16 protein-coding genes are annotated in these 18716 nt (G+C 58.6%); 4 read left to right on the forward strand and 12 right to left on the reverse strand.

Features of this window, described 5'->3' with window-relative positions:
- Nucleotides 1–82: 82 nt before the first annotated feature.
- Together ACR0EV_RS23210 and ACR0EV_RS23215 are read right to left on the reverse strand one after the other, a co-directional pair.
- Nucleotides 83–1453, reverse strand: a complete 1371-nt coding sequence (locus ACR0EV_RS23210; protein ID WP_480802269.1) for a nucleotide sugar dehydrogenase — start codon at nt 1451–1453, stop codon at nt 83–85.
- A gap of 347 nt (nt 1454–1800) precedes the next feature.
- A complete protein-coding gene (locus ACR0EV_RS23215) occupies nt 1801–2886 on the reverse strand; it encodes an NAD-dependent epimerase/dehydratase family protein (RefSeq protein ID WP_480802270.1) in 1086 nt (361 codons plus the stop codon).
- 478 nt (nt 2887–3364) lie between these two features.
- Here ACR0EV_RS23215 and gmd point away from each other — a divergent pair, with 478 nt between their 5' ends.
- Complete coding sequence (gene gmd / locus ACR0EV_RS23220) at nt 3365–4489, forward strand: GDP-mannose 4,6-dehydratase (protein ID WP_480802271.1); 1125 nt, start codon at nt 3365–3367, stop codon at nt 4487–4489.
- A 33-nt stretch (nt 4490–4522) separates the two neighbouring features.
- Entirely contained in the window at nt 4523–5575 is a 1053-nt protein-coding gene (locus ACR0EV_RS23225; RefSeq protein WP_480802272.1) for a Gfo/Idh/MocA family protein, read from the forward strand.
- A gap of 29 nt (nt 5576–5604) precedes the next feature.
- Here ACR0EV_RS23225 and ACR0EV_RS23230 read toward each other — a convergent pair whose 3' ends face one another.
- The 4 genes from ACR0EV_RS23230 to ACR0EV_RS23245 all read right to left on the reverse strand — a co-directional run bounded on the left by ACR0EV_RS23230 (nt 5605) and on the right by ACR0EV_RS23245 (nt 9980).
- Nucleotides 5605–6717 (reverse strand): DegT/DnrJ/EryC1/StrS family aminotransferase, encoded by a 1113-nt coding sequence (locus ACR0EV_RS23230; protein WP_480802273.1) that lies wholly within the window; start codon nt 6715–6717, stop codon nt 5605–5607.
- 99 nt (nt 6718–6816) lie between these two features.
- Nucleotides 6817–7761 (reverse strand): hypothetical protein, encoded by a 945-nt coding sequence (locus ACR0EV_RS23235; RefSeq protein ID WP_480802274.1) that lies wholly within the window; start codon nt 7759–7761, stop codon nt 6817–6819.
- A gap of 14 nt (nt 7762–7775) precedes the next feature.
- Nucleotides 7776–8669, reverse strand: a complete 894-nt coding sequence (locus tag ACR0EV_RS23240; RefSeq protein WP_480802275.1) for a glycosyltransferase family 2 protein — start codon at nt 8667–8669, stop codon at nt 7776–7778.
- A 165-nt stretch (nt 8670–8834) separates the two neighbouring features.
- Nucleotides 8835–9980 (reverse strand): glycosyltransferase family 4 protein, encoded by a 1146-nt coding sequence (locus tag ACR0EV_RS23245; RefSeq protein ID WP_480802276.1) that lies wholly within the window; start codon nt 9978–9980, stop codon nt 8835–8837.
- Nucleotides 9981–10156: 176 nt separating this feature from the next.
- On the opposite strand from ACR0EV_RS23245, the gene ACR0EV_RS23250 reads away from it, so the two are divergent.
- Together ACR0EV_RS23250 and ACR0EV_RS23255 are read left to right on the forward strand one after the other, a co-directional pair.
- Complete coding sequence (locus ACR0EV_RS23250) at nt 10157–11299, forward strand: glycosyltransferase family 4 protein (RefSeq protein ID WP_480802277.1); 1143 nt, start codon at nt 10157–10159, stop codon at nt 11297–11299.
- 163 nt (nt 11300–11462) lie between these two features.
- Complete coding sequence (locus ACR0EV_RS23255; RefSeq protein ID WP_480802278.1) at nt 11463–12707, forward strand: glycosyltransferase; 1245 nt, start codon at nt 11463–11465, stop codon at nt 12705–12707.
- A 22-nt stretch (nt 12708–12729) separates the two neighbouring features.
- On the opposite strand, the gene ACR0EV_RS23260 is transcribed toward ACR0EV_RS23255, so the two are convergent.
- The 6 genes from ACR0EV_RS23260 to ACR0EV_RS23285 form a co-directional block, all read right to left on the reverse strand.
- Nucleotides 12730–14259, reverse strand: a complete 1530-nt coding sequence (locus ACR0EV_RS23260; protein WP_480802279.1) for a GMC oxidoreductase — start codon at nt 14257–14259, stop codon at nt 12730–12732.
- Nucleotides 14260–14293: 34 nt separating this feature from the next.
- A complete protein-coding gene (locus tag ACR0EV_RS23265) occupies nt 14294–15265 on the reverse strand; it encodes an NAD-dependent epimerase/dehydratase family protein (protein ID WP_480802280.1) in 972 nt (323 codons plus the stop codon).
- 94 nt (nt 15266–15359) lie between these two features.
- A complete protein-coding gene (locus tag ACR0EV_RS23270) occupies nt 15360–16103 on the reverse strand; it encodes a polysaccharide deacetylase family protein (protein ID WP_480802281.1) in 744 nt (247 codons plus the stop codon).
- Nucleotides 16104–16106: 3 nt separating this feature from the next.
- A complete protein-coding gene (locus tag ACR0EV_RS23275) occupies nt 16107–17546 on the reverse strand; it encodes a protoporphyrinogen/coproporphyrinogen oxidase (RefSeq protein WP_480802282.1) in 1440 nt (479 codons plus the stop codon).
- Nucleotides 17543–18505, reverse strand: a complete 963-nt coding sequence (locus tag ACR0EV_RS23280) for a lysylphosphatidylglycerol synthase transmembrane domain-containing protein (RefSeq protein WP_480802283.1) — start codon at nt 18503–18505, stop codon at nt 17543–17545. The genes ACR0EV_RS23275 and ACR0EV_RS23280 overlap by 4 nt, the downstream gene beginning before the upstream one ends.
- Nucleotides 18506–18518: 13 nt before the next feature.
- The coding region (locus ACR0EV_RS23285) for a hypothetical protein (RefSeq protein WP_480802284.1) at nt 18519–18716 on the reverse strand (198 nt) is incomplete at its 5' end.

Genomic DNA, 18716 nt, shown 5'->3' on the forward strand with positions numbered 1-18716 from the left:
ACATGCCTGAAAGTAAACCGGTTGCCGGTGGCGTGTCTCTGCCATGGTCCGCAGCTTCCGGGGGCCGGGACCCTGGCCTTTTTCAGAGTTTCCTGAACCGCCCGCTGTCTACTGTGATCCCGCGTTTTGCAAAAACATTGCGTGTATCAAAGATCATGGCTGCTTCGCGCGCAACCAGATCGTAATCCGGGGCGCTGTGATCGGTGATCACCGCCACAGCAGCATAGCGTTTCAGGGTGTCTGCCGTCAGCGGCTGCGAGGTCCGGCCCGCCAGCTGCGGATATTCGCCGCCTTCGGGCAGGCGCGGGAAATAGGGGTCGTGATAGTCGACCTCGGCGCCCAGCATCTCGAGCTCGTCCAGCAACACCAGCGCCGGGCTGCGGCGGGTGTCTTCGACATCGCGCTTATAGGCGATGCCCATCAGCAGGATGCGCTGCCCGGTCAGGGGCTGACCGGTTTCCGCCAGCGCCGATCCGTGGCGTGCTGCCAGTTCTACTGCCATGCGTGCCGCCAGCATTTCCGGCACCGCATCATTGCTGGAGCGTGCCAGATTGATGATCGGTGTATCAGATCCTGCATCCGCGGCGCGCCAGGCCAGATAGGCCGGAGACACCGGGATGCAGGCCCCACCAATTCCAGGACCGGGATAGAAGGGCATGAAGCCAAACGGCTTGGTCGCCGCAGCCTCGATCACTTCCCAGACATCCACGTCCATTGCTTCAAGCGCGGTCTTCAATTCGTTGACCAGCGCAATATTGACGGTGCGAAAGCTGTTTTCGACCAGTTTCACCGCTTCGGCGGTGGCGGCCGAACTGACCGGCACGGCGCTGGTGACGATGGCGCGATAGAAATCCTCGACCAGTTGCCGCGATTGCGGATCGTCGGCGCCGACCACCTTGGGGATGCTGTGCGTGTCGAATGTATCATTGCCGGGGTCTTCGCGCTCGGGCGAGAAGGCCAGGAAGAAATCACTGCCCGCGCGTAGACCGCCCGCTTCCAGAATGGGCTGAACCAACGTGGTTGTGGCCCCGGGCCAGACGCTGCTTTCCAGCACCACCATCTGACCTGGGCGCAGATGCTGCGCGATGGTTTGTGCGGCAGCCGCGACAAAGCGCATGTCCGGGTCTTGTGCGTCGGTCAGCGGGGTCGGCACACAGATCAGGATGATATCGGCCTCGGCCAGAGCGGTGGCATCCTGCGTTGCGCGGAACTTGCCGCTGCTGACGGCCTGCGCAATCCGGTCCTGCGCCAGATAAGATATGACCTGATCGCCCTGATTGATCCGCGCCACCCGGTCGGGGTTGAGGTCAACACCGGTGGTGTCGAACCCTTTGTCATAAGCGGTCAGGGCCAGGGGCAGGCCGACATAGCCCAGCCCCACCACGGCAACCCGCGCATCGCGCGCCGCAATAAGCTGTTTGAGGGACTGATGGTGCGAGGTTTCGTAATTCATAATCTATCCTGATCGTACAAAGTCACACTGAAATCAATTGGCATCCTGGGTGCCGAAAATTCCACCCCTCTTCACGGATAGGGTGGAATGGGTGCGAATCCAATATATTTGTCGGCCTGGCAGCAGCTCTCTGTATTGCGTTTCCAAAAATGGTTCAATTTGATGCTTTGGGGGAAATTGTAAGGGTTGAGGCTAAAAACGCGATCTAAAAACTTTTCGGCTTTTCTCGGATTTTCGGCCGCCTGCGGGTTCTGCAAATTTGATGATGAGCCGACCGGCGGGCAGAGTTGCCAGCCATCTCGGCGCAGATGTGTTGTGATCGCCGGAAAAGCGACCCGGCTCTTGCGCTACCTTCCAAAGCGGGCTTCCAAATAGGGGCGCGTGGCGTCCAATCCAGCTTCCAGAGTGTAGGACGGCGCGTAACCCAACCGGGCACGGGCATGGTCAATCCTGCAGCGCCCCCTGGCCGAATACAGGTCCAGCATGTAGCGGTCGGGGAATATGTCGCCGTGCTGGGGGCGCCGCTGCTTTACCGTACGCACCAGTTTCTCGAACCGTTTGCTGCCAATCCACATCCGTGCAGTCGCGCTGATCCGCGCAGCAAGTGACGGGGTATCGGAGGTCTCGCTTATGTCCTCGGGCGGCAAGCGGGCCTCAAGAGTTGAAAAGGGCACGTGGCGGATTGCGCCATGGCCGACGATCCCGGCATACCCCGACAGCAAATCCGACCACGTGACGGGGGCCGTGCCGGAAATGATGAAGCGTTCCTGGCGCAGGCCTTCAAGCTGTGCGGCGCGCAGCATGGCCTGCACCAGATCATCAACAAAAACTGCGTTGCACAGCCCTTCCGGCTCAGGAAGTACCACGGTCCCGGCTGCCATCCAGTCTGCCAACTGGTCCGTCCAAAGCATACTGCCCGGGCCGTAGACCAGCGTCGGCTGTAGGATTGCTGCCGGGCAGTTCCCCTGCATCAGAGCCTGTTCCATCGTGACCTTGGCCTGTTGGTATGATGCGTCGCCAGCAGGGGCCTGGGGGCTGTCCTCTGTCAGATCCAGATGCGGCCAGCCGTCATAGGTGACGATAGAACTGGTATAGACGATCCGGCCAACGCCTGCGGTTTCGGCCGCACCCCGAAGCGTGTCGAATGCGGCAAGATTGCTGGCTGCGGATGCGCGTACATCATAGGCAAGATGAAACAGCACGCTCTGGTCGCGCAGGGCGGTTTGCAGGGCGGCACTGTCGTCAAGTGCGCCGGCTACGACGCGGACACCCATCGCTTCAAGCCCGCGCGCGCCGTGTCGGCTGCGCAGCAATGCGGTGACCTTGGCCCCGGCTTCCAACAGGGCCGGAACAAGTCGGCTTCCGATAAAGCCGGTCGCTCCGGTTACGAAGACGGGCTGGCCACCGAGATGTTCTGATCCGGTGTTGTTCATGGCCGTTTTTCACCCCTCGATTCCGCAGTTTCGCCAAAGCGTTGTCTTTTGGAAACCTAGCGCAGGTAGTTGGCCTATGCTACTTTGCCCGCAGTTGAATTGTTGTAAGAGGTGCCGGGCAGAATACGAGCCCGTGGTTGTTAATGAGACATTGTATGCAGAGTGGCGCGGCTGGGATAAAAACGTGGTTGCAACTCGTTTTTGAAACTCTTGGTCAGGCGCATTTCAGCTTAACAGCAGAGCTTGCAGTATCAGTGCCATGTGCCACTGATCGCGTATATTTTAAGCGCATGGCCGCAAGAAACATCAGATTGTCAGGGTGACATCCCGGACCGATTACCCTTACCGTCTGATCCCGAAGGACCCCTTGAATAAAGGTAAATGAACACCAGGCCTCTGATCGGTTGGGGGTAGAGCTTGCGGGAAGCACAAAAACCGAATTTTTCTAATAAATAACCGTAAGGATACGTGCGTCATTATGAAAAAAACGGCTCTCATTACCGGGATTACCGGGCAGGACGGTTCATATCTGACTGAATTTCTGCTTGAAAAGGGATACGAGGTGCACGGGATCAAGCGGCGCGCCTCGAACTTCAACACCCAGAGAATTGATCACATTTATGAGGATCATCACGTCGTTGATCGCAAGCTCAAGCTTCATTACGGCGACCTGGGCGACACGTCGAACCTGACCCGCATCCTGCAGGAAGTGCAGCCTGATGAAATCTATAACCTCGGGGCGCAAAGCCACGTCGATGTGAGTTTTGAAGTGCCCGAATACACCGCGGATGTTGATGGCATCGGAACCCTTCGTCTGCTTGAGGCCATTCGCTTTCTCGGGCTCGAGAAAAAGACACGTTTCTATCAGGCGTCCACGTCCGAGCTCTATGGGCTTGTCCGCGAAACGCCGCAGACTGAAACCACCCCGTTCCACCCGCGTTCGCCTTATGCGGTGTCCAAGCTTTTTGCCTATTGGATCACGGTGAACTATCGCGAGGCCTATGGCATGTATGCTTGCAACGGCATCTTGTTCAATCACGAAAGCCCGCGGCGCGGCGAGACCTTTGTGACCCGCAAAATCACGCGCGGCCTTGCGAATATTGCACAAGGCTTGGAGAACTGCATCTATATGGGCAATATCGATGCCCTGCGGGATTGGGGGCACGCAAAAGACTATGTGCGTATGCAGTGGATGATGCTGCAACAGGACACGCCCGAAGATTTCGTGATTGCCACCGGAGAACAGCATTCTGTTCGGGATTTCATAGTCTGGACTGCCGAGGCATTGGGCATTTCTCTGGAGTTCCGGGGATCCGGCGTTGATGAATACGCCGTTGTGACCGAAGCGGACCCGGAAACCGCCCCTGCGGTTTCAGCCGGTGATGTCATCATGCGCATCGATCCGGAGTATTTCCGGCCTGCCGAAGTTGACACGCTTCTGGGCGATGCACGGAAGGCGCGTGAAAAGCTGGGATGGAAACCCACGATCACTGTGCGCGAAATGTGCGCCGAAATGGTTGCAGAAGATTGCATTGCAGCCCAGCGTCATGCGCTTTTGCGCGACAAGGGACTATCCGTGCCGATCGCGCTGGAAGGTCTTTGAGCGGATAGGCAGTTTTTTCACAAGGAGCAATTTATGCGTATCGGAGTTGTGGGAGGCGCCGGCAAAATCGGCAAGCTGAGAGTTGAAACCATTCAGGAGTGCCCGGATACAACGCTTGCAGCCGTTCTGGACCTTTCGGAAGACGCTGCACGCCAGGTGGCAGGTGGTGCTCCGGTCTTCACTGATCTCGAGCGCTTTCTTGATGTGGAGATGGATGCGGTCGTGATTTCTACCCCGCCGCATACGCATGAAGATCCATGCATCAGTGCGCTAAAGCGCGGCATGCATGTACTGGTCGAGAAACCAATGGCCAGCAGTGCGGAAACCTCTCATCGGATGCTGGAGACTGCCAAGTCTGCAAACCGGGTGATCGCGACCGGTTTTAACATGCGCTATTACCCTTCATTCGCCTATGTGAAGGATGTCATTAGTGCCGGTAAAATAGGCAAAATCACTCATGTACGCGCGTTCTGCGGGCATGATGGCTTGGCTCATTTCACCCATGATTGGGAATATCGGGTTCCGGAATCCGGTGGTGGGGCGATGTGGGATATCGGCATTCATATGACCGACATGGTGCGTTACATGCTGGGCGAGGTGACCTCGGTCTATGGTGTGGCCAGCGAGAGCGTCTGGAACCTGCCGGGCTCTGAGGATACCGCCCTGGCCGTGTTGAAAAACCCCGAAGGCATTCCCGCCGTCTATCACGCAACATGGGGCGAATGGCGCGGGTATGATTTCGCAATCGAAGTGCATGGGACGCATGGCGTGGTGCAGGGTGCCTATGCGCCGATGAAGAACGTTCTGATTACCCTTCCGGAACCCGGTGGCAAAGGGACAACCACAAAACGTCAATATTTTGATATTGCGGTGCGCGAAAAGCTATTTTCGTGGAAAACCACTGCGAAAATTTCTTTTGCGGAAGAACTTCGGGATTTTCTGAAACTCTGTGAAGGAGATCTCAGCGGCAGAATTGCCGACGGCAATGCCGGGTTGCGGTCGATCGAAATTGCAAATGCCGTTGTTGAAAGTTCACGCACCAACAAAGCCATTGAGCTGCCGGTGCTGCAACCAGTGCGCCCCTAGCTCCGGCACGCGGCGGTCGGGGCGGGCGATTAGCCTGCGGCCCGGTCCGCGATCAGGTTGCAGATTGTCCCAATCTGGGTGTCAGACAGGCCGGTGAATGTTGGCAGGTTGAGACCCGTTGCCGAGAGGTGTTCGGACTGCGGCAGGTGCACATTCTGCGTGGCCGCGAGCTCCAGATATGGCGGTTGTTGATGCATGCTCGGGAAGAAAGGCCTGTTGTCGACGCCATTGTCGCGCAAATAATCCGCCAACTGATCCCGGGTTGCACCGTACTGTTCCGGGTCGACTGTTAGACAATATAACCAGGGCGTCAGCCTGGCCCATGGCATGACCGGTCGAAATTTGATGCCGGGTATCCCTTTCAGGTTTTGGTCATAGGTTTCAAAGATCTCCCGGCGCCGCGCCAGAATGGTATCTGCGCGTTCGATCTGCGCGCACGCGACCGCAGCTGTCAGGTTCGTCATGCGATAATTGTAGCCAACGACCCTATGAACATAACGCTGATGCGGATCATTTCCCTGGCTGCGCAGCATTTTGGCCCGCTCCAGCAAGCTATCGTCATTAAAGGTGAGCGCGCCGCCCTCACCGCTGGTGAAAACCTTGTTTCCGAAAAAGGAAAACGAGGCGATATTGGACAGCGATCCGACCTTGCGGCCTTTGTATTCCCCCATATGCGCCTCGGCGGCGTCCTCGACGACCCAGAGATCATGGGCAGAAGCGATCTGGTTGATGGCGTCCATGTCCGCCGGGTGGCCATAAAGGTGAACTGCAATGATCCCTTTTGTCCGGGGGGTAATAGCCTCAGCCAGCTTTTCCGGGTCGATACACCAGGCCTCGGGATCAACATCGACAAAGATCGGTATTGCGCCGCAATATCTGACGGCATTGGCCGTTGCGATATAGGTCAGGGCAGGGACAAGAACTTCGTCGCCGGGCTGTACATCCAGTGTCAGAAGAGCAAGGTGAAGCGCAACTGTACCGTTCGCGACAGCAAGGCAGTGGTCGGTCTGACACGCGGCCGCAAACTCTTTTTCGAAACGATCGAGAAATGCGCCGCTTGAAGAAATCCAGGTTCCTTTGATCGCTTCTACAACATAGCGTTCTTCATTACCTGAAAGGTCCGGAACCGCGACTGGTATCATGTTTTCACCTTCAAAATTATCACCTACTAAATCACAGCGCTTTGTCAGGAGGCGCTCGCTCCGGTCAGGCGTCATGAAAATTGCGCCCGACAGTTGGCTTCATAGTGTCTCAGGCTCTTCTCCCTGAAAATATCCCACCAGTTCACCACATGCCCACATGCTTACGATCATGAAAATAAGCGGTGAGGCAAGCCAGAACTTTCGAAGATAAATCCGCTTGCGGCGCTGGTTTCCAAGATGCCGGAAAAACAGAACAAACGGCAGAATAGGCGTTACGGCGGCGCGAAAGACCCGCAGGCCGAACGAAATCTCGCCGCATCGGATGCGGGCGTATTTGCGGCCCCAGTGAAACCATTCCAGAGCGAGAGTGGTTGTCGGAATACGCGGGCGGTATTCGGTCGTGCGGGGGCGGTCTGAAAGAACCATCTTGTGTCCTGCCGCCTGAAGGGCGGCATGGATTGAAGGTTCATAGAAACGATGCTCATAAAGCGGGCGCAGCTCGTGTAGCGTGTCGGCCAGATAACATACGTTGGTGGCCGACAGAAAATCGGCCTCGCCGGTTGGCACAGGCGCCATGTAGCGCCCGAAATCACAAATATGGATGGCCCAGTTCCAGATCGTATCATAGCCGTTATCGGCACAGCCCCCCACCGCTGCTGCGCCGGTCTGATCCTGCAGTTCGATCACTGACACGATCCAGTTGTCAGCAGGGATGCCGCGATCTTCGACAAGACCGATCAGGCGCCCGCGGGCAACCTTGATACCTTCAGAGCGGCGGATATCCCAGAAACGGTGCAGATCAAGGGCGTTTTGCGGAACCATGTCACCCGCAATGATGCCCAGGTCAAGAAACCGGAAATCGGGGAAGTCTTCGGCCATCCCGGCGGCTTCCCGCGAAAGCTGGTCGAATGGAACAATAACCTCGACATCGTAATCGCCGCGTTGGTTGGCAAGCGCAGTCAGGCACGTGCGCAGTGCTTCGCCTCCGTCAACGATCGCGACGATCACCGAGATATCGGGTTGTGAGTGATCCTGTTTGTTCATCGCAGGCCTTCCCCTCACCGAACTCTGGACAGGGACTGGCCTGCGCCAAACCAGTATCCGGCGACTTCACCCAATCCCCAGGACAGCGAAAATGGCACAAGAAGGGGCAACGAAAGCAGCAATTGCCGAATGTGCCGACCCTTGGACAAGACGTTCCGAACCACGCGAAAATAAACGAGCGGGGGCAGGGCAAAGGCGAAAAGGCCCATCAGGATTCGTTTCCCGAACGCTTCGCCGCGCACCCGCGCCCCGGCGAAGCTTTTCGAATAAAGGTATCTCTGCGTGAGATAGAGGCCGAAGGTGTAATGCATCCTGTGGCCGGAAATGATGTCGTTGCGCAGTGTCAGAGATACCCCTTCGGCGCGCATATGGTCATGGAGGTGGTTTTCCCATTTGCCGTCATCCAGCAGGGCATCAAACCGTTTCAGAACATCGCTGCGATACACCGTGTTATTGCCCGGAAGCCAATCTGACGGGCCATCATTCAATGGCGGCAAGACAGCGCTGTATTCACAAAGAAACGCGGCCCAGTCGACAAGGGTATCGGTCGCGTCATTGTCCACCGGGCCGGCCACAACATCGGATCCCGCCGCAATCTCAGCCAGCATACGCTCGGTCCAGTCACGCGGCACAATCACATGATCTTCCAGAACACCGATTGCATCGGCCGAGGCCGCCCGAATGCCGACGGCACGCATCTGTGGAATGGTCGTATCTGCGGCCACTGATATGGTGCGTATGGTCGGAAATTCCGCTTCGAGCCGGCTGGTGAATTCAGGGCCCAGGCGTATGACAGCGATGATTTCCGGCTGAGGGCCGGTCTGGCTTTGCAGGGCTGTCGCGCAAGCCCGAAAGTCGGAGAGGGCATTGGTGCATGGAACGACAACCGAGATCTGGTGGTGTTTCATATTTTCTCTCCCAAGCGATCTGTGTTTCTGGGAGTGGCAGTGATCATGGCGTCTGATCGTGAAAAACGACAGAAATCAAAAATGTCGAAACGCAGTATTCTCTGTGGTGGAAATGGCATCAATTTTCATCCTTGGCGCAAACTGTTCTTAAATAGGGGATAATTTTCAATGCGCCTTTCTCAACGCATTTTCAAAGCTGACCTCGGTCATTTCAGCGGCACGATCCCAGGTGAATTTTGCGGCCTGATGTATCGCCTGTTCTGACAACTGCGCGTGAAGATCATTGTCAGACAGCAATCTGTTGGTCTGCTGCGCAATCGAAGACGGGTCAGTGGGATCAAACAGCAACCCTCCATCACCGACCACTTCGGGGATGCTGCTTGTGTTGGACCCCAGAACCGGAGTGCCGCAGGCCATGGCCTCGACCGGCGGAAAACCGAAACCTTCATACAATGACGGATGCACAAGCGCGTGGGCGGCATTGATCAGCAGTGCAAGTTTCTCGTCCGAAATTTCACCGGTGAAAATGATCCGCTCAGAGGCAACCGCGTCTGCGCGGGCGGAAGCCTGCAGATCTTCGACATTGTCCCAGAACCTCTCGCCCGTGGTGCGTCCGATAATCACCAGAAACGCATTCGGGTGCTGCTCCAGTATCATCGGCATGGCCTGAATGAGCCGAAGAACATTTTTGTGTCTGTTGAAGCCGCCCACATAAACAAGAATGCGGGCATTTTCAGGTATGTTGTATTCAGCGCGTATGTCACTTAATGATTTGGTATCATTTATCTTTCTGAAAAACGGCGCCGCTGCCATTGTCGTCAGATCAATCCGATCCCGTGAAATGCCGAGGATGGATTTCAGATCTGCGGCTGATGACTCGGATCCGGTAATGAACCGGGTGGCCTGAAATTTGGCCAGTGCGATTTTGATTTTCCAAAGCATAAGGTTCAGCTTTGTTGGAAAGATCAGATCCGGGAAGCGCTCGGGAATTGTGTCATGTATGCACACCACTTTGGGAACGCGCGACAGCAACGGATAATATGAGGACACGGTTGGGCAGAAGAACACATCGCATCCCAGTTTCACTGTTGCCTGGTGCATCTGAAACCGGCTTGCCGGATGGTCGTTTCCCGACCCCGGCGCAACGATCACTTCGACATTCGAAGGGACAGGGTAAGGGGGGTCCTGATCGCAAATCAGGGAGTAACGGAATTTTCCATCTCGGGCTGCCAACGCCTTCACCAACTCTCTTGTGAAGCGCCCGAACCCGCGCTCGTTGCGCCAGGTCGTGCCGTCGATCCCTACATGCATGCTGATGCTCCGTTTCTGTCTAATTTCTTTTCGCCCCAAAGCACTGGCCGGCACTAGGATACTAAAATTTACGCATTGCGCTTGCTGGGTGGCAAGCAAAGTTCAATCTACAAATGTTTGATCTCGGTATAGCCGGATTGCTACATCATCGGAACCAATATGATGCGGAATCGCCCATGCACGCTGTAAGGAATCCAGATGGCCACCGGCCCATTCGAATTGCACAGATGTGTACCGATTTTGGCATGGGCGGGATCGCCCGGCACGCACTTGATCTGGGCACCTGGCTTGGGGCTGGCGGCCATGGCGTCTATCTGGCGGGCACCCCCGGTGAATGGGCAAGCGAGGGGGCGGCAGACGGGTTTCTGTCTATTCCTACTCGCTATGTTGGTGTTGATGGTGGCGCGATGTTCCGGCGGCTGGCGAATACAGGCCGTGGAGCCATCGCATTACGTCGCTGGCTTGTGTCTTCGCAGATCGACGTGATCCATGCGCATGAATCTGCACCAGCTCTGGTGGCGCTGCTGGCGCGGATGCGTCTGAATATCCCGCTTGTCGTGACGTATCACGGGTCGGATCCACAGCGGATCAGGGGGTTTGGAAAGATTGCACGCCACGCCGATCTGGTCGTGACGCCCAGCCACCGCGCCGCTGAGGATCTGGCCGAAATTGCCGATGTATCAAAGGACAAGCTTCGGGTCATAGGGCTTGGGATCAAACCCCCGCCTGAGGATACGGATCAGGACGTTGCCGAGTTGAGAAAAACCCTGCTGCGTGGCGGTAATCGTCTTGTCGTCACCATCGCACGGGTGGCTTATCAAAAGGGCATTGACGTTTTGATCGAGTGTGTGGCGCGTCTGAAGGATACCCACCCCGACTATCGCTTTGTTGTCGTCGGGGACGGGCCACTGGATCAGGAGATGCGGGCGCTGGCGACACAGCGCGGTCTGGATGAGCATTTGTTTTTCGCCGGACGTACCGAGGTTCCCTATCGCTATTTGCGGGCAGCGGATCTGATGTTGCTGACCTCGCGGTGGGAGGCGCTGCCCATCTCGATTGCCGAAGCGTTCCAGGTTGGAACCCCGGTTGTGGCCACCGATTGTTCGGGTGTTCACGAACTGGTGCATGATACGGTCGGTGCCTGTGTGCCAATCGGCGATGCCGCGGCGATCACGCAGGCTGTTGAGCACATTCTCGAAGATGACCAAAAGCGCGCCGACATGGCGGCCAGTGCCTTGGACAGGTCGAAAGAGAGCCGGTTTGATCCAGACCACATCAACCGGCAGATCGAGGCGCTTTATTTCAGTCTTCTTGACTGAGCAGCGGACAAAAGCTGCATTCCTTTGCAGCATGCCCGCAACACAGCGTGTGAACAGGGCATCAGGGCAAGTTCCATCTTTCGATCACGGTATGGATCATGCTTTCATACCGGAAAGTCATTGGTAATCCGGTTTGAGTCACATGCAGTCCCTGCGCATTTTGATGTTCACTACATTTTATCCCCCTTATTCCTTTGGTGGCGACGCCATTGGCATTCAACGCATGGCCCGGGCGCTTGTGGCGCGAGGGCACGATGTGACGGTGGTGCATGACGAAGACAGCTATCTGATCCTGGGCGGCAAGCCGCAACCCGAAGGGCCCCCTGACGGGGTGCGGCGGATCGGGTTGCGCAGCCGCAATGGCGTGATGTCGAACCTGTTGACTCAGCAACTTGGTCGCCCGGTGGTGCATGCAGGACGCATTCGCGAGATCCTGGCCGAGCGGCAGCCGGATATCATCTGGCACAACAACACTTCGCTGATCGGCGGGCCCGGTCTGTTGCCGATGGGCGAGGGGCTGAAAGTCTATGAGGCGCATGAACACTGGTTGGTCTGTCCCACCCATGTTCTGTGGCGGCATGGGCGGGAACTGTGCGATGATCGCCAGTGCTTGCGCTGTGTGCTGAATTACAAACGCCCGCCACAACTGTGGCGCTATACCGGCGCACTGGACCGGGCGCTGGATCACATGGATCTGATCATTGCCAAAAGCGAATTCAGCCGCGCCAAGCATCGCGAGTTTGGCTTGCGGCAGGACATGCAGGTGCTGCCCTATTTCCTGCCCGATCTGGACCAGAGCGCTTTGCCGGAACCGGCGGCGCATGAACGTCCCTATTTCCTGTTTGTCGGGCGGTTGGAAAAGATCAAAGGGTTGCAGGACGTGTTCCCGGCCTTTGACCGCTATCCCGACGCGGACCTGCTGATCCTGGGCGATGGTGATTACGCAGATGAGCTGAAGGCACAGGCCGCAGGCAATGACCGGATCAAGTTCCTTGGCCGCAAAACACCTGACGAGTTGAACGCTTATTATCGTGGCGCACTGGGGCTGATTGTACCTTCGGTTTGCTATGAAACCTTCGGCATCATCCTGATCGAAAGCTTCCGGCTGGGCACACCGGTGATTGCCCGGCGGCTGGGCCCGTTCCCCGAGATCGTCGAGCGGGCAGGGGGTGGAGAGCTCTTCGAAACCGAAGACGATCTGATTGTGGCCATGCGCAACCTGCAGCATCAGTCCGACCAGCGCGCGGTGCAGGGTGCGGCTGCGCGCAAGGCGTTTCTGGAAATCTGGCACGAAACATCCGTGCTTGAAGCTTATGGCGCGACGCTTGCCCGCGCAGCTCATGATGCGAGAAACCCAAGGTTGGCCGCCGCGCTGGAGGGCGGGGCTTTTGAAACCGGCACCCGATAAGCATCCCGGGCGAGCGTTGCTGTCAGGGGGCCAGCGTTCCGATCCGGTGGGCGTTGGCCATGACCGAAAAGGTGATGGTTGTGGCCGGAATGCTGGGCAGGCTTGAGGCATCGACCAGATGCACCCGCGACAGCCCTTTGGGTCGGCCCAGAATATCCGATTGTCCTGTGCCGGGCGCTTTGGCCATGGGCACCGAGCCGCCGACATGAAAGCTTGATCCCACATCACCGGGGCGGCGGGCAAAGCTGAGCGGTGCCAGCCCGGCCAGTTTCAGCACCTGCGCCAGCCGGGATGTGGCCCGCGCCATGACCTGCTCGGTTGTGTCGTTCGGCAGGACCTTGGATACAAGCCGCCCGTCAGGGGCCAGTGTCAGATCAATACGGGCAGAATGGTCGGAATGCAGAAACGCCTGCGCCACGATCAGCCGCCGGGCCAGCATATGCCATATAGGGGCCGAGCCGGGCAGCTTTGCGCCATAACTGCGGATCAGATCCTGGGCATAAAATTCATTCCAGGTATAGATCTGGCTATGCACCAGATGGGGCGAGAGATCGGGGTCATCCAGCTCGATGAAAATCTGCGGCAGAGTGTGATAGGGGATTTGATCAGGGCGGCGCGGGGCGCGCCAGCGGTGCAGACTGGGCAGGAAGAAATGCTGACTGTCCTTCAATTGCAGGCGGGCAGCCGGATCCGCCGAAGACAGCAGCAGCAGGCGCGCCGTTTCCAGAACGCCTGTGGCGACAAAAACGCGATCAGCTTTCAGTTTCTCGCCGCCATCCAGCCGGACGGTGACATGATCGGCCTGCTCCTCGAAAGCATGGGCAAGGCCGCTGCGGTAGCGGAAGGCTGTGTGGTGGCGCAGATCCTCAAGTGTTTGTCTGGCCGAATAAATATGCCCCCAAGGGCACCCATGCAGACACTGGCCGCAATAACGGCAGTCCGGATCCACAGCCAGGCGTGCCATTCCGGCAGAGGCCCCCAACCCCGCAAGGCTGGTTTGCTGTTGCTCCAGGCGGTGCAGAATGTGCCCGGCCTGAGGCGATGGGGCCAACGGAACCCGGTGCTGCATCGGAAAGGCGGGGAACAGGGCCTGCAAGGCATCTTCTCGCCCGCTGACCGGCAGAAATTTGGCAATCGCCCGGTAATGCGGGGCCAGATCCTGCGCGCTTAGCGGCCAGTCGGTGATATCTGCATCCCGGTTGGGCAAGACCGCCGATCCCCAGAGGTTGGATAACCCCCCCGCCGCATGTGAGGCACGCAATCCGATCTGATCCGGTGCAACCAGTGTGTCTGTACCCGGCACCATGGCAAAGTCTGACCCGAACCGGCGCACCTGTCCGGGCGGCGTGTCTAACTGAGGGGCCTGCCAGGCCCGAATATCTGCTGCAGACCAGTCCTCAGGATCTGAGGCCGCCATCCGGTCGCGGCGCTCCCGTGCAGAGGCTTCAAGCTCTTCCCCTCCGTCGATCATCAAAACCTGACGGCCGCGGTTCAGAAGGGCAATGGCCACCGATACGCCTGCTGGCCCCGACCCGATGACAAGATCGGTCACGGGGTGCGGCCTGTCTGTGCCAATAGATGCGCCCTCATGCGGGAACCGGGCGGGTCATCTCGGCAACGATGTCATCAATGATCTGCTGCAGCGTGCGCATCGGGCGGAACCCGGTGACGCGCTGCAGTTTCGAGACATCGGGCAGGCGGCGCTGCATGTCCTCGAACCCTTCGGGATAGACGGTGTCATAGGGGACGAATTGGATTTCCGAGGTCGAGCCGGTTGTTCGAATGACCTGTTCGGCCAGTTCGCGGATCGTGACCTCCTGATCGGTGCCAACATTGAACACGTCACCGCGTGCATCAGACAGGGTCATCAGGCGGCACATGGCCTCGACCACATCCGCCACATGGCCGAAGCAGCGCGATTGTTCGCCAGTGCCGTGCACCATCAGCGGCGCGCCTTCCAGCGCGGATTTGACGAAATTCGGCAGCACCATCCCATAGCGCCCGGTCTGACGCGGGCCGGTGGTGTTGAAGAACCGCAGCACCGTGACAGGCAGGTCGGATTCCCGCGCATGGGCCAGCGCCAGAAACTCGTCCAGCGTCTTGGCGCAGGCATAAGACCAGCGCAGGTTGCGGGTGGCGCCGATGGTCAGGTCGCCTTCTTCCTGAAAGGGGAAATTGGTGCTTTTGCCATAAACCTCGGAACTGGAGGCGATGAAAGTATGCGTCTTGTCCACCAGCGCGGCATCCAGAACGTTTTCCGTGCCCGCAACATTGGTCAGGATCGACCGGCTGGGTTCATCCATGATCAGCTTGACCCCAACGGCCGCCGCCAGATGGAACACCACATCCGCCGGTCCAACCAGATCAGCGACCAGCTGGCGATCCAGAATACTGCCTTTGACAAAGGTGAAACCCGGGTGATCCGCAACGCTGGTCAGATTGGACATGAGCCCCGTTGACAGATCGTCCAGAGCTGTGACGGTATGGCCATCCCCGATCAGTCTTTCCGTCAGATGAGAGCCGATAAACCCAGCCCCGCCGGTCACCAGAATATGCATATCTATATACCTGTCACTTGTTCAGAACCACTGTGCCGGAGTGTACAATCTGTCCCGCGCCTCCGGCTATAGTCGCGGATGAAAAAAGCTGTGCTCACCAAGGTTTCCCCCGAATGGCCGCACGCACGCCGCGCATCATCTTGCGCGCTGTAAGATAGGGCCCGCCGCGCCCGGCAAGATGGGCCTTCCAGCGGGCGATGTCGGTGAAATAGAACATCTCGAGCCGTGGCAGATCGTGCATATCATCGCCCGCTTTTGCCACGCCCAGCCTTGTACCGACCGAGGTGTTGTAATGACGGGCGATCCGCGCGCGTATGGTCGGGTTTGATGCCCCATAAGGGGGCGCAAAATGGCGAATGGGCTGATCCAGCCGGGCGGTAATGTCCTGACCAGGGCCGGTTATCTCGTCCTCAAGTGCCTCAGGGTCCAGCGTGGTGAGGTCGGGGTGGCTGATACTATGCGCGCCAAAACAGACCCCTTCTTCGGCCAGTGCCGCAACCTTGTCCCACCCCATCAGCGGGCGCGGGGGGACATGTCCGCCGGCCCAGCTGTCGCTGCCGCCTATCCGGCCAGAGGGCAGATAGACGATCGGGCAAAAGCCGTGATCACGCAGGATCGGCCAGGCGGTATCGGCGAAATCTTCGAACCCGTCATCAAAGCTGATTATGACCACGCGGGGGGCAGGCGGGTTGGCCAGCGCATCAGGTGTGACCACCGGCAGACCCGAGTCCGCAAGCGCCTTCATCTGGGCCTTGAACACCTCGGGTGCAATCGAGGTCGGCCCCGGCGCATCCGAGATCGAATGATACATCAGGATATCGGCCTGCCAGGCGGGCATGGATCAGTCTTCCACCACATGGGTGGCAAAGACCTCGCGATACTTGTTCCATTTCGCGCGGTCGACATGGCCCTTGCCGTCAATGCAATCCGCCGCGCCGTAAGCCATGGCAAAGGCGTGGTGGGTGTTGTCATGGGCAAACAACCCCTGCCGTCCGAATACGAGCAATCCGTCCATATCTGAGAGCCACTGATCCACCGTATCAAATCGGTCTTCATAGCCCACATCGTAAACCGGGTAGGCGTGGCTCAGCCGCCGGGTTTCGCAGCGGCGCACCGGGACCGTGACGGGCAGGCCCAGCTGGCCCAGCCATTTGGTGAATTCCTGCCCCAGTTCCTCGTCGGACATGGACCACCATTTTTCATCCGGGTCACAGGGCAGTTCGGCGCACAAAACGGTCACGCCTTCTGGCGCGCCAGTTGCGTTATAGTTCTTGGGTTCCGACATACGGCTGATCGGGATCGACAGTTCCGGGAAGTAATGCGCGTCAAACTCGGTGAACTGGTCGGTCTCCAGCACCAGATACAGCAGGATCATGCCCCGGAAGCGGATGGCGCGGGCGGCCTCGACCACTTCCGCCGGAGCATCGCCAATCAGGCGCGTCAGCCCGGTCAGCGGGATGGTCGACAGGATCAGATCGCCGGTCATGCGCCGCTCGCCATCTTCGTCACGGATCGTCAGCCCGGTGATGCGATTGCCGTCCCGCTCGATGGCGGTGATCTCGGTGTTGAACATGAAGGTGGCGCCGTTGCTTTCTGCACTGTTCCGCATCGCGTCCGAGATTTGTCCGAACCCCTTGCGCGGATAAAAGAACCGACCCGCAGTTTCGCTGCGTAACCCCGGCAACAGGCGCAGCATCTTCATCAGGATCTTGCCGACCGAGCCGCTGCCAACCCGACGTTCGGCCAGTTTCACCGCCAACTTGTCCGGGTCCAGCCCCCAAAGCTTGCGTACATAAGGGAAATAGAAATTGTCCGAAATCGTCGGGCCCAACCCGTCATAGAGCACGGTCGAGAATGTCTCGGGGCCTTCGCTTTTCTTGCGGAAGGGCTTCAGCGCCATGTCCCCGATCAGTGATGCGGCAAAGGGTTTGGGCAGGCGCATCAGCGCATCGGTCAGTTTCAGCGGAAAGTGAATCCATTTGCCGCCCAGTCGGATGCGTCCATGGCGTGGGCGCAGCAGCAGGTCGTCCCCCAGCAGGGCTTTTACATCGGCCAGAACTTCGGGCTCGGCCGCCGGATGAAACCGGTGCGAGCCGTAATCGCAAATCACGCCTTCAACCGGGAACGAGGCCGAATTGCCACCCGCAACAGGCGCACGTTCGATCACGGTCACGCGGGCCTGTCCAGTCAGCGCGTGGGCGGCGGCCAGGCCAGCCGGTCCAGCCCCCAGAATGATGATATGGGGCTTATCGCCGCTTTGGTTTTGGGAAACATCCGTCACTTGCACTCTTCCTTCTGGGAACTTGCCGGAGCGCTGAACCGCATCCCGGACATGGTCAGAACCAGCGCGCCAAACCCGCCCGCCGTAAACAAAACAACCTGCCAGACAAGCCCCGCGGCCACGACAGCAGCGGCGCTGGCGCCAAAGGGGGCGAGAAAACCGGCCAGCGTCGCCTCGCGCAAGCCCAACCCGTTCAGGGATACAGGCAGCACGGCAATGATCTTGGCCAGTGGCCAGGCAAAGATCCATGGTCCGGCGGCCACATCGACACCAGCTGCGATGGCCAGCCACCAGGCCAGCAAGACCAACAACAGCTGAATCAGCACAGATGCAATGAAGGCCACGGCCAGCGTTCCGGGCTTGCGGCCCATTTCAGCCAGCGCATCGGACAGACGATGAGCAAAGCCTTTGCCGGGCAGGGACGGCACATAGCGCCAGGGCAGGGGCAGCAGGCGCGGCAAAGCGACCATGCCCGCCAGCGCCGCCAGCAAGACCAGAGCCACCGGCCAGATCATATGCCCGCCCGCAGCGCTTTCCCATGTCAGGACCAGTCCCAGACAAGAGAGTGTCAGCAGGGCCACCATATCGATCAGCCGGTCAACGGTTGCGCCCGCGACAACCTGTGCGCCGTCCTTCATCGCTGCCTGCGCCAGACCGGCGCGGACTGTGTCGCCGCCAATCGCACCCGGCAGGCACAGGTTGGCGGCCAGCCCGGCAAAATGTGCTCGGACGGCCAATGGGGCGGCAAACCCGCGCCCCAGCAGCAGCCACCATTTCAACGCCGCCGCGACATGGGCCAGCAGAAACAAGGACAGCACGCAGGCAAAAACCCAGACCGGGATGGCTTTCAGCGCTGTCAAAATCGCCTCAGCAGGCAGAATCCAGAACAGGATTGCCAGCACCACGACCGATCCGGCAACCCGGATCAGCCAGCGCCGTTGACTTGGATCGGAAAGCATGCCGCCGCTCCTGTCAGGGTCTCAGGTGCAGCCGCGAAATCATGTCGGCGATCAGCCCCAGTGACCAGATCATGATTGCCGCCAGGAACGAGAACACTGCCGTTTCGCTGAGGTTCCAGTAGAACATGTCGACAATGAATTTCACCGTTCCCAGCGTGAAAAACGCCAGACCCAGTGGGATGAACACCCGCAGCGGGTTGAACAAAGTGCT

The organism is Ruegeria sp. CF8 (assembly GCF_056537285.1).

Excerpts from the sequence above, each read along its gene's own strand:
- ACR0EV_RS23230 (WP_480802273.1), bottom strand. The coding sequence starts at position 6,717 with ATGATACCAGTCGCGGTTCCGGACCTTTCAGGTAATGAAGAACGCTAT.
- gmd (WP_480802271.1), top strand. The coding sequence starts at position 3,365 with ATGAAAAAAACGGCTCTCATTACCGGGATTACCGGGCAGGACGGTTCA.
- ACR0EV_RS23245 (WP_480802276.1), bottom strand. The coding sequence starts at position 9,980 with ATGCATGTAGGGATCGACGGCACGACCTGGCGCAACGAGCGCGGGTTC.
- ACR0EV_RS23215 (WP_480802270.1), bottom strand. The coding sequence starts at position 2,886 with ATGAACAACACCGGATCAGAACATCTCGGTGGCCAGCCCGTCTTCGTA.
- ACR0EV_RS23255 (WP_480802278.1), top strand. The coding sequence starts at position 11,463 with ATGTTCACTACATTTTATCCCCCTTATTCCTTTGGTGGCGACGCCATT.
- ACR0EV_RS23225 (WP_480802272.1), top strand. The coding sequence starts at position 4,523 with ATGCGTATCGGAGTTGTGGGAGGCGCCGGCAAAATCGGCAAGCTGAGA.
- ACR0EV_RS23265 (WP_480802280.1), bottom strand. The coding sequence starts at position 15,265 with ATGCATATTCTGGTGACCGGCGGGGCTGGGTTTATCGGCTCTCATCTG.
- ACR0EV_RS23280 (WP_480802283.1), bottom strand. The coding sequence starts at position 18,505 with ATGCTTTCCGATCCAAGTCAACGGCGCTGGCTGATCCGGGTTGCCGGA.
- ACR0EV_RS23210 (WP_480802269.1), bottom strand. The coding sequence starts at position 1,453 with ATGAATTACGAAACCTCGCACCATCAGTCCCTCAAACAGCTTATTGCG.
- ACR0EV_RS23240 (WP_480802275.1), bottom strand. The coding sequence starts at position 8,669 with ATGAAACACCACCAGATCTCGGTTGTCGTTCCATGCACCAATGCCCTC.
- ACR0EV_RS23270 (WP_480802281.1), bottom strand. The coding sequence starts at position 16,103 with ATGCCCGCCTGGCAGGCCGATATCCTGATGTATCATTCGATCTCGGAT.
- ACR0EV_RS23250 (WP_480802277.1), top strand. The coding sequence starts at position 10,157 with ATGCACGCTGTAAGGAATCCAGATGGCCACCGGCCCATTCGAATTGCA.
- ACR0EV_RS23235 (WP_480802274.1), bottom strand. The coding sequence starts at position 7,761 with ATGAACAAACAGGATCACTCACAACCCGATATCTCGGTGATCGTCGCG.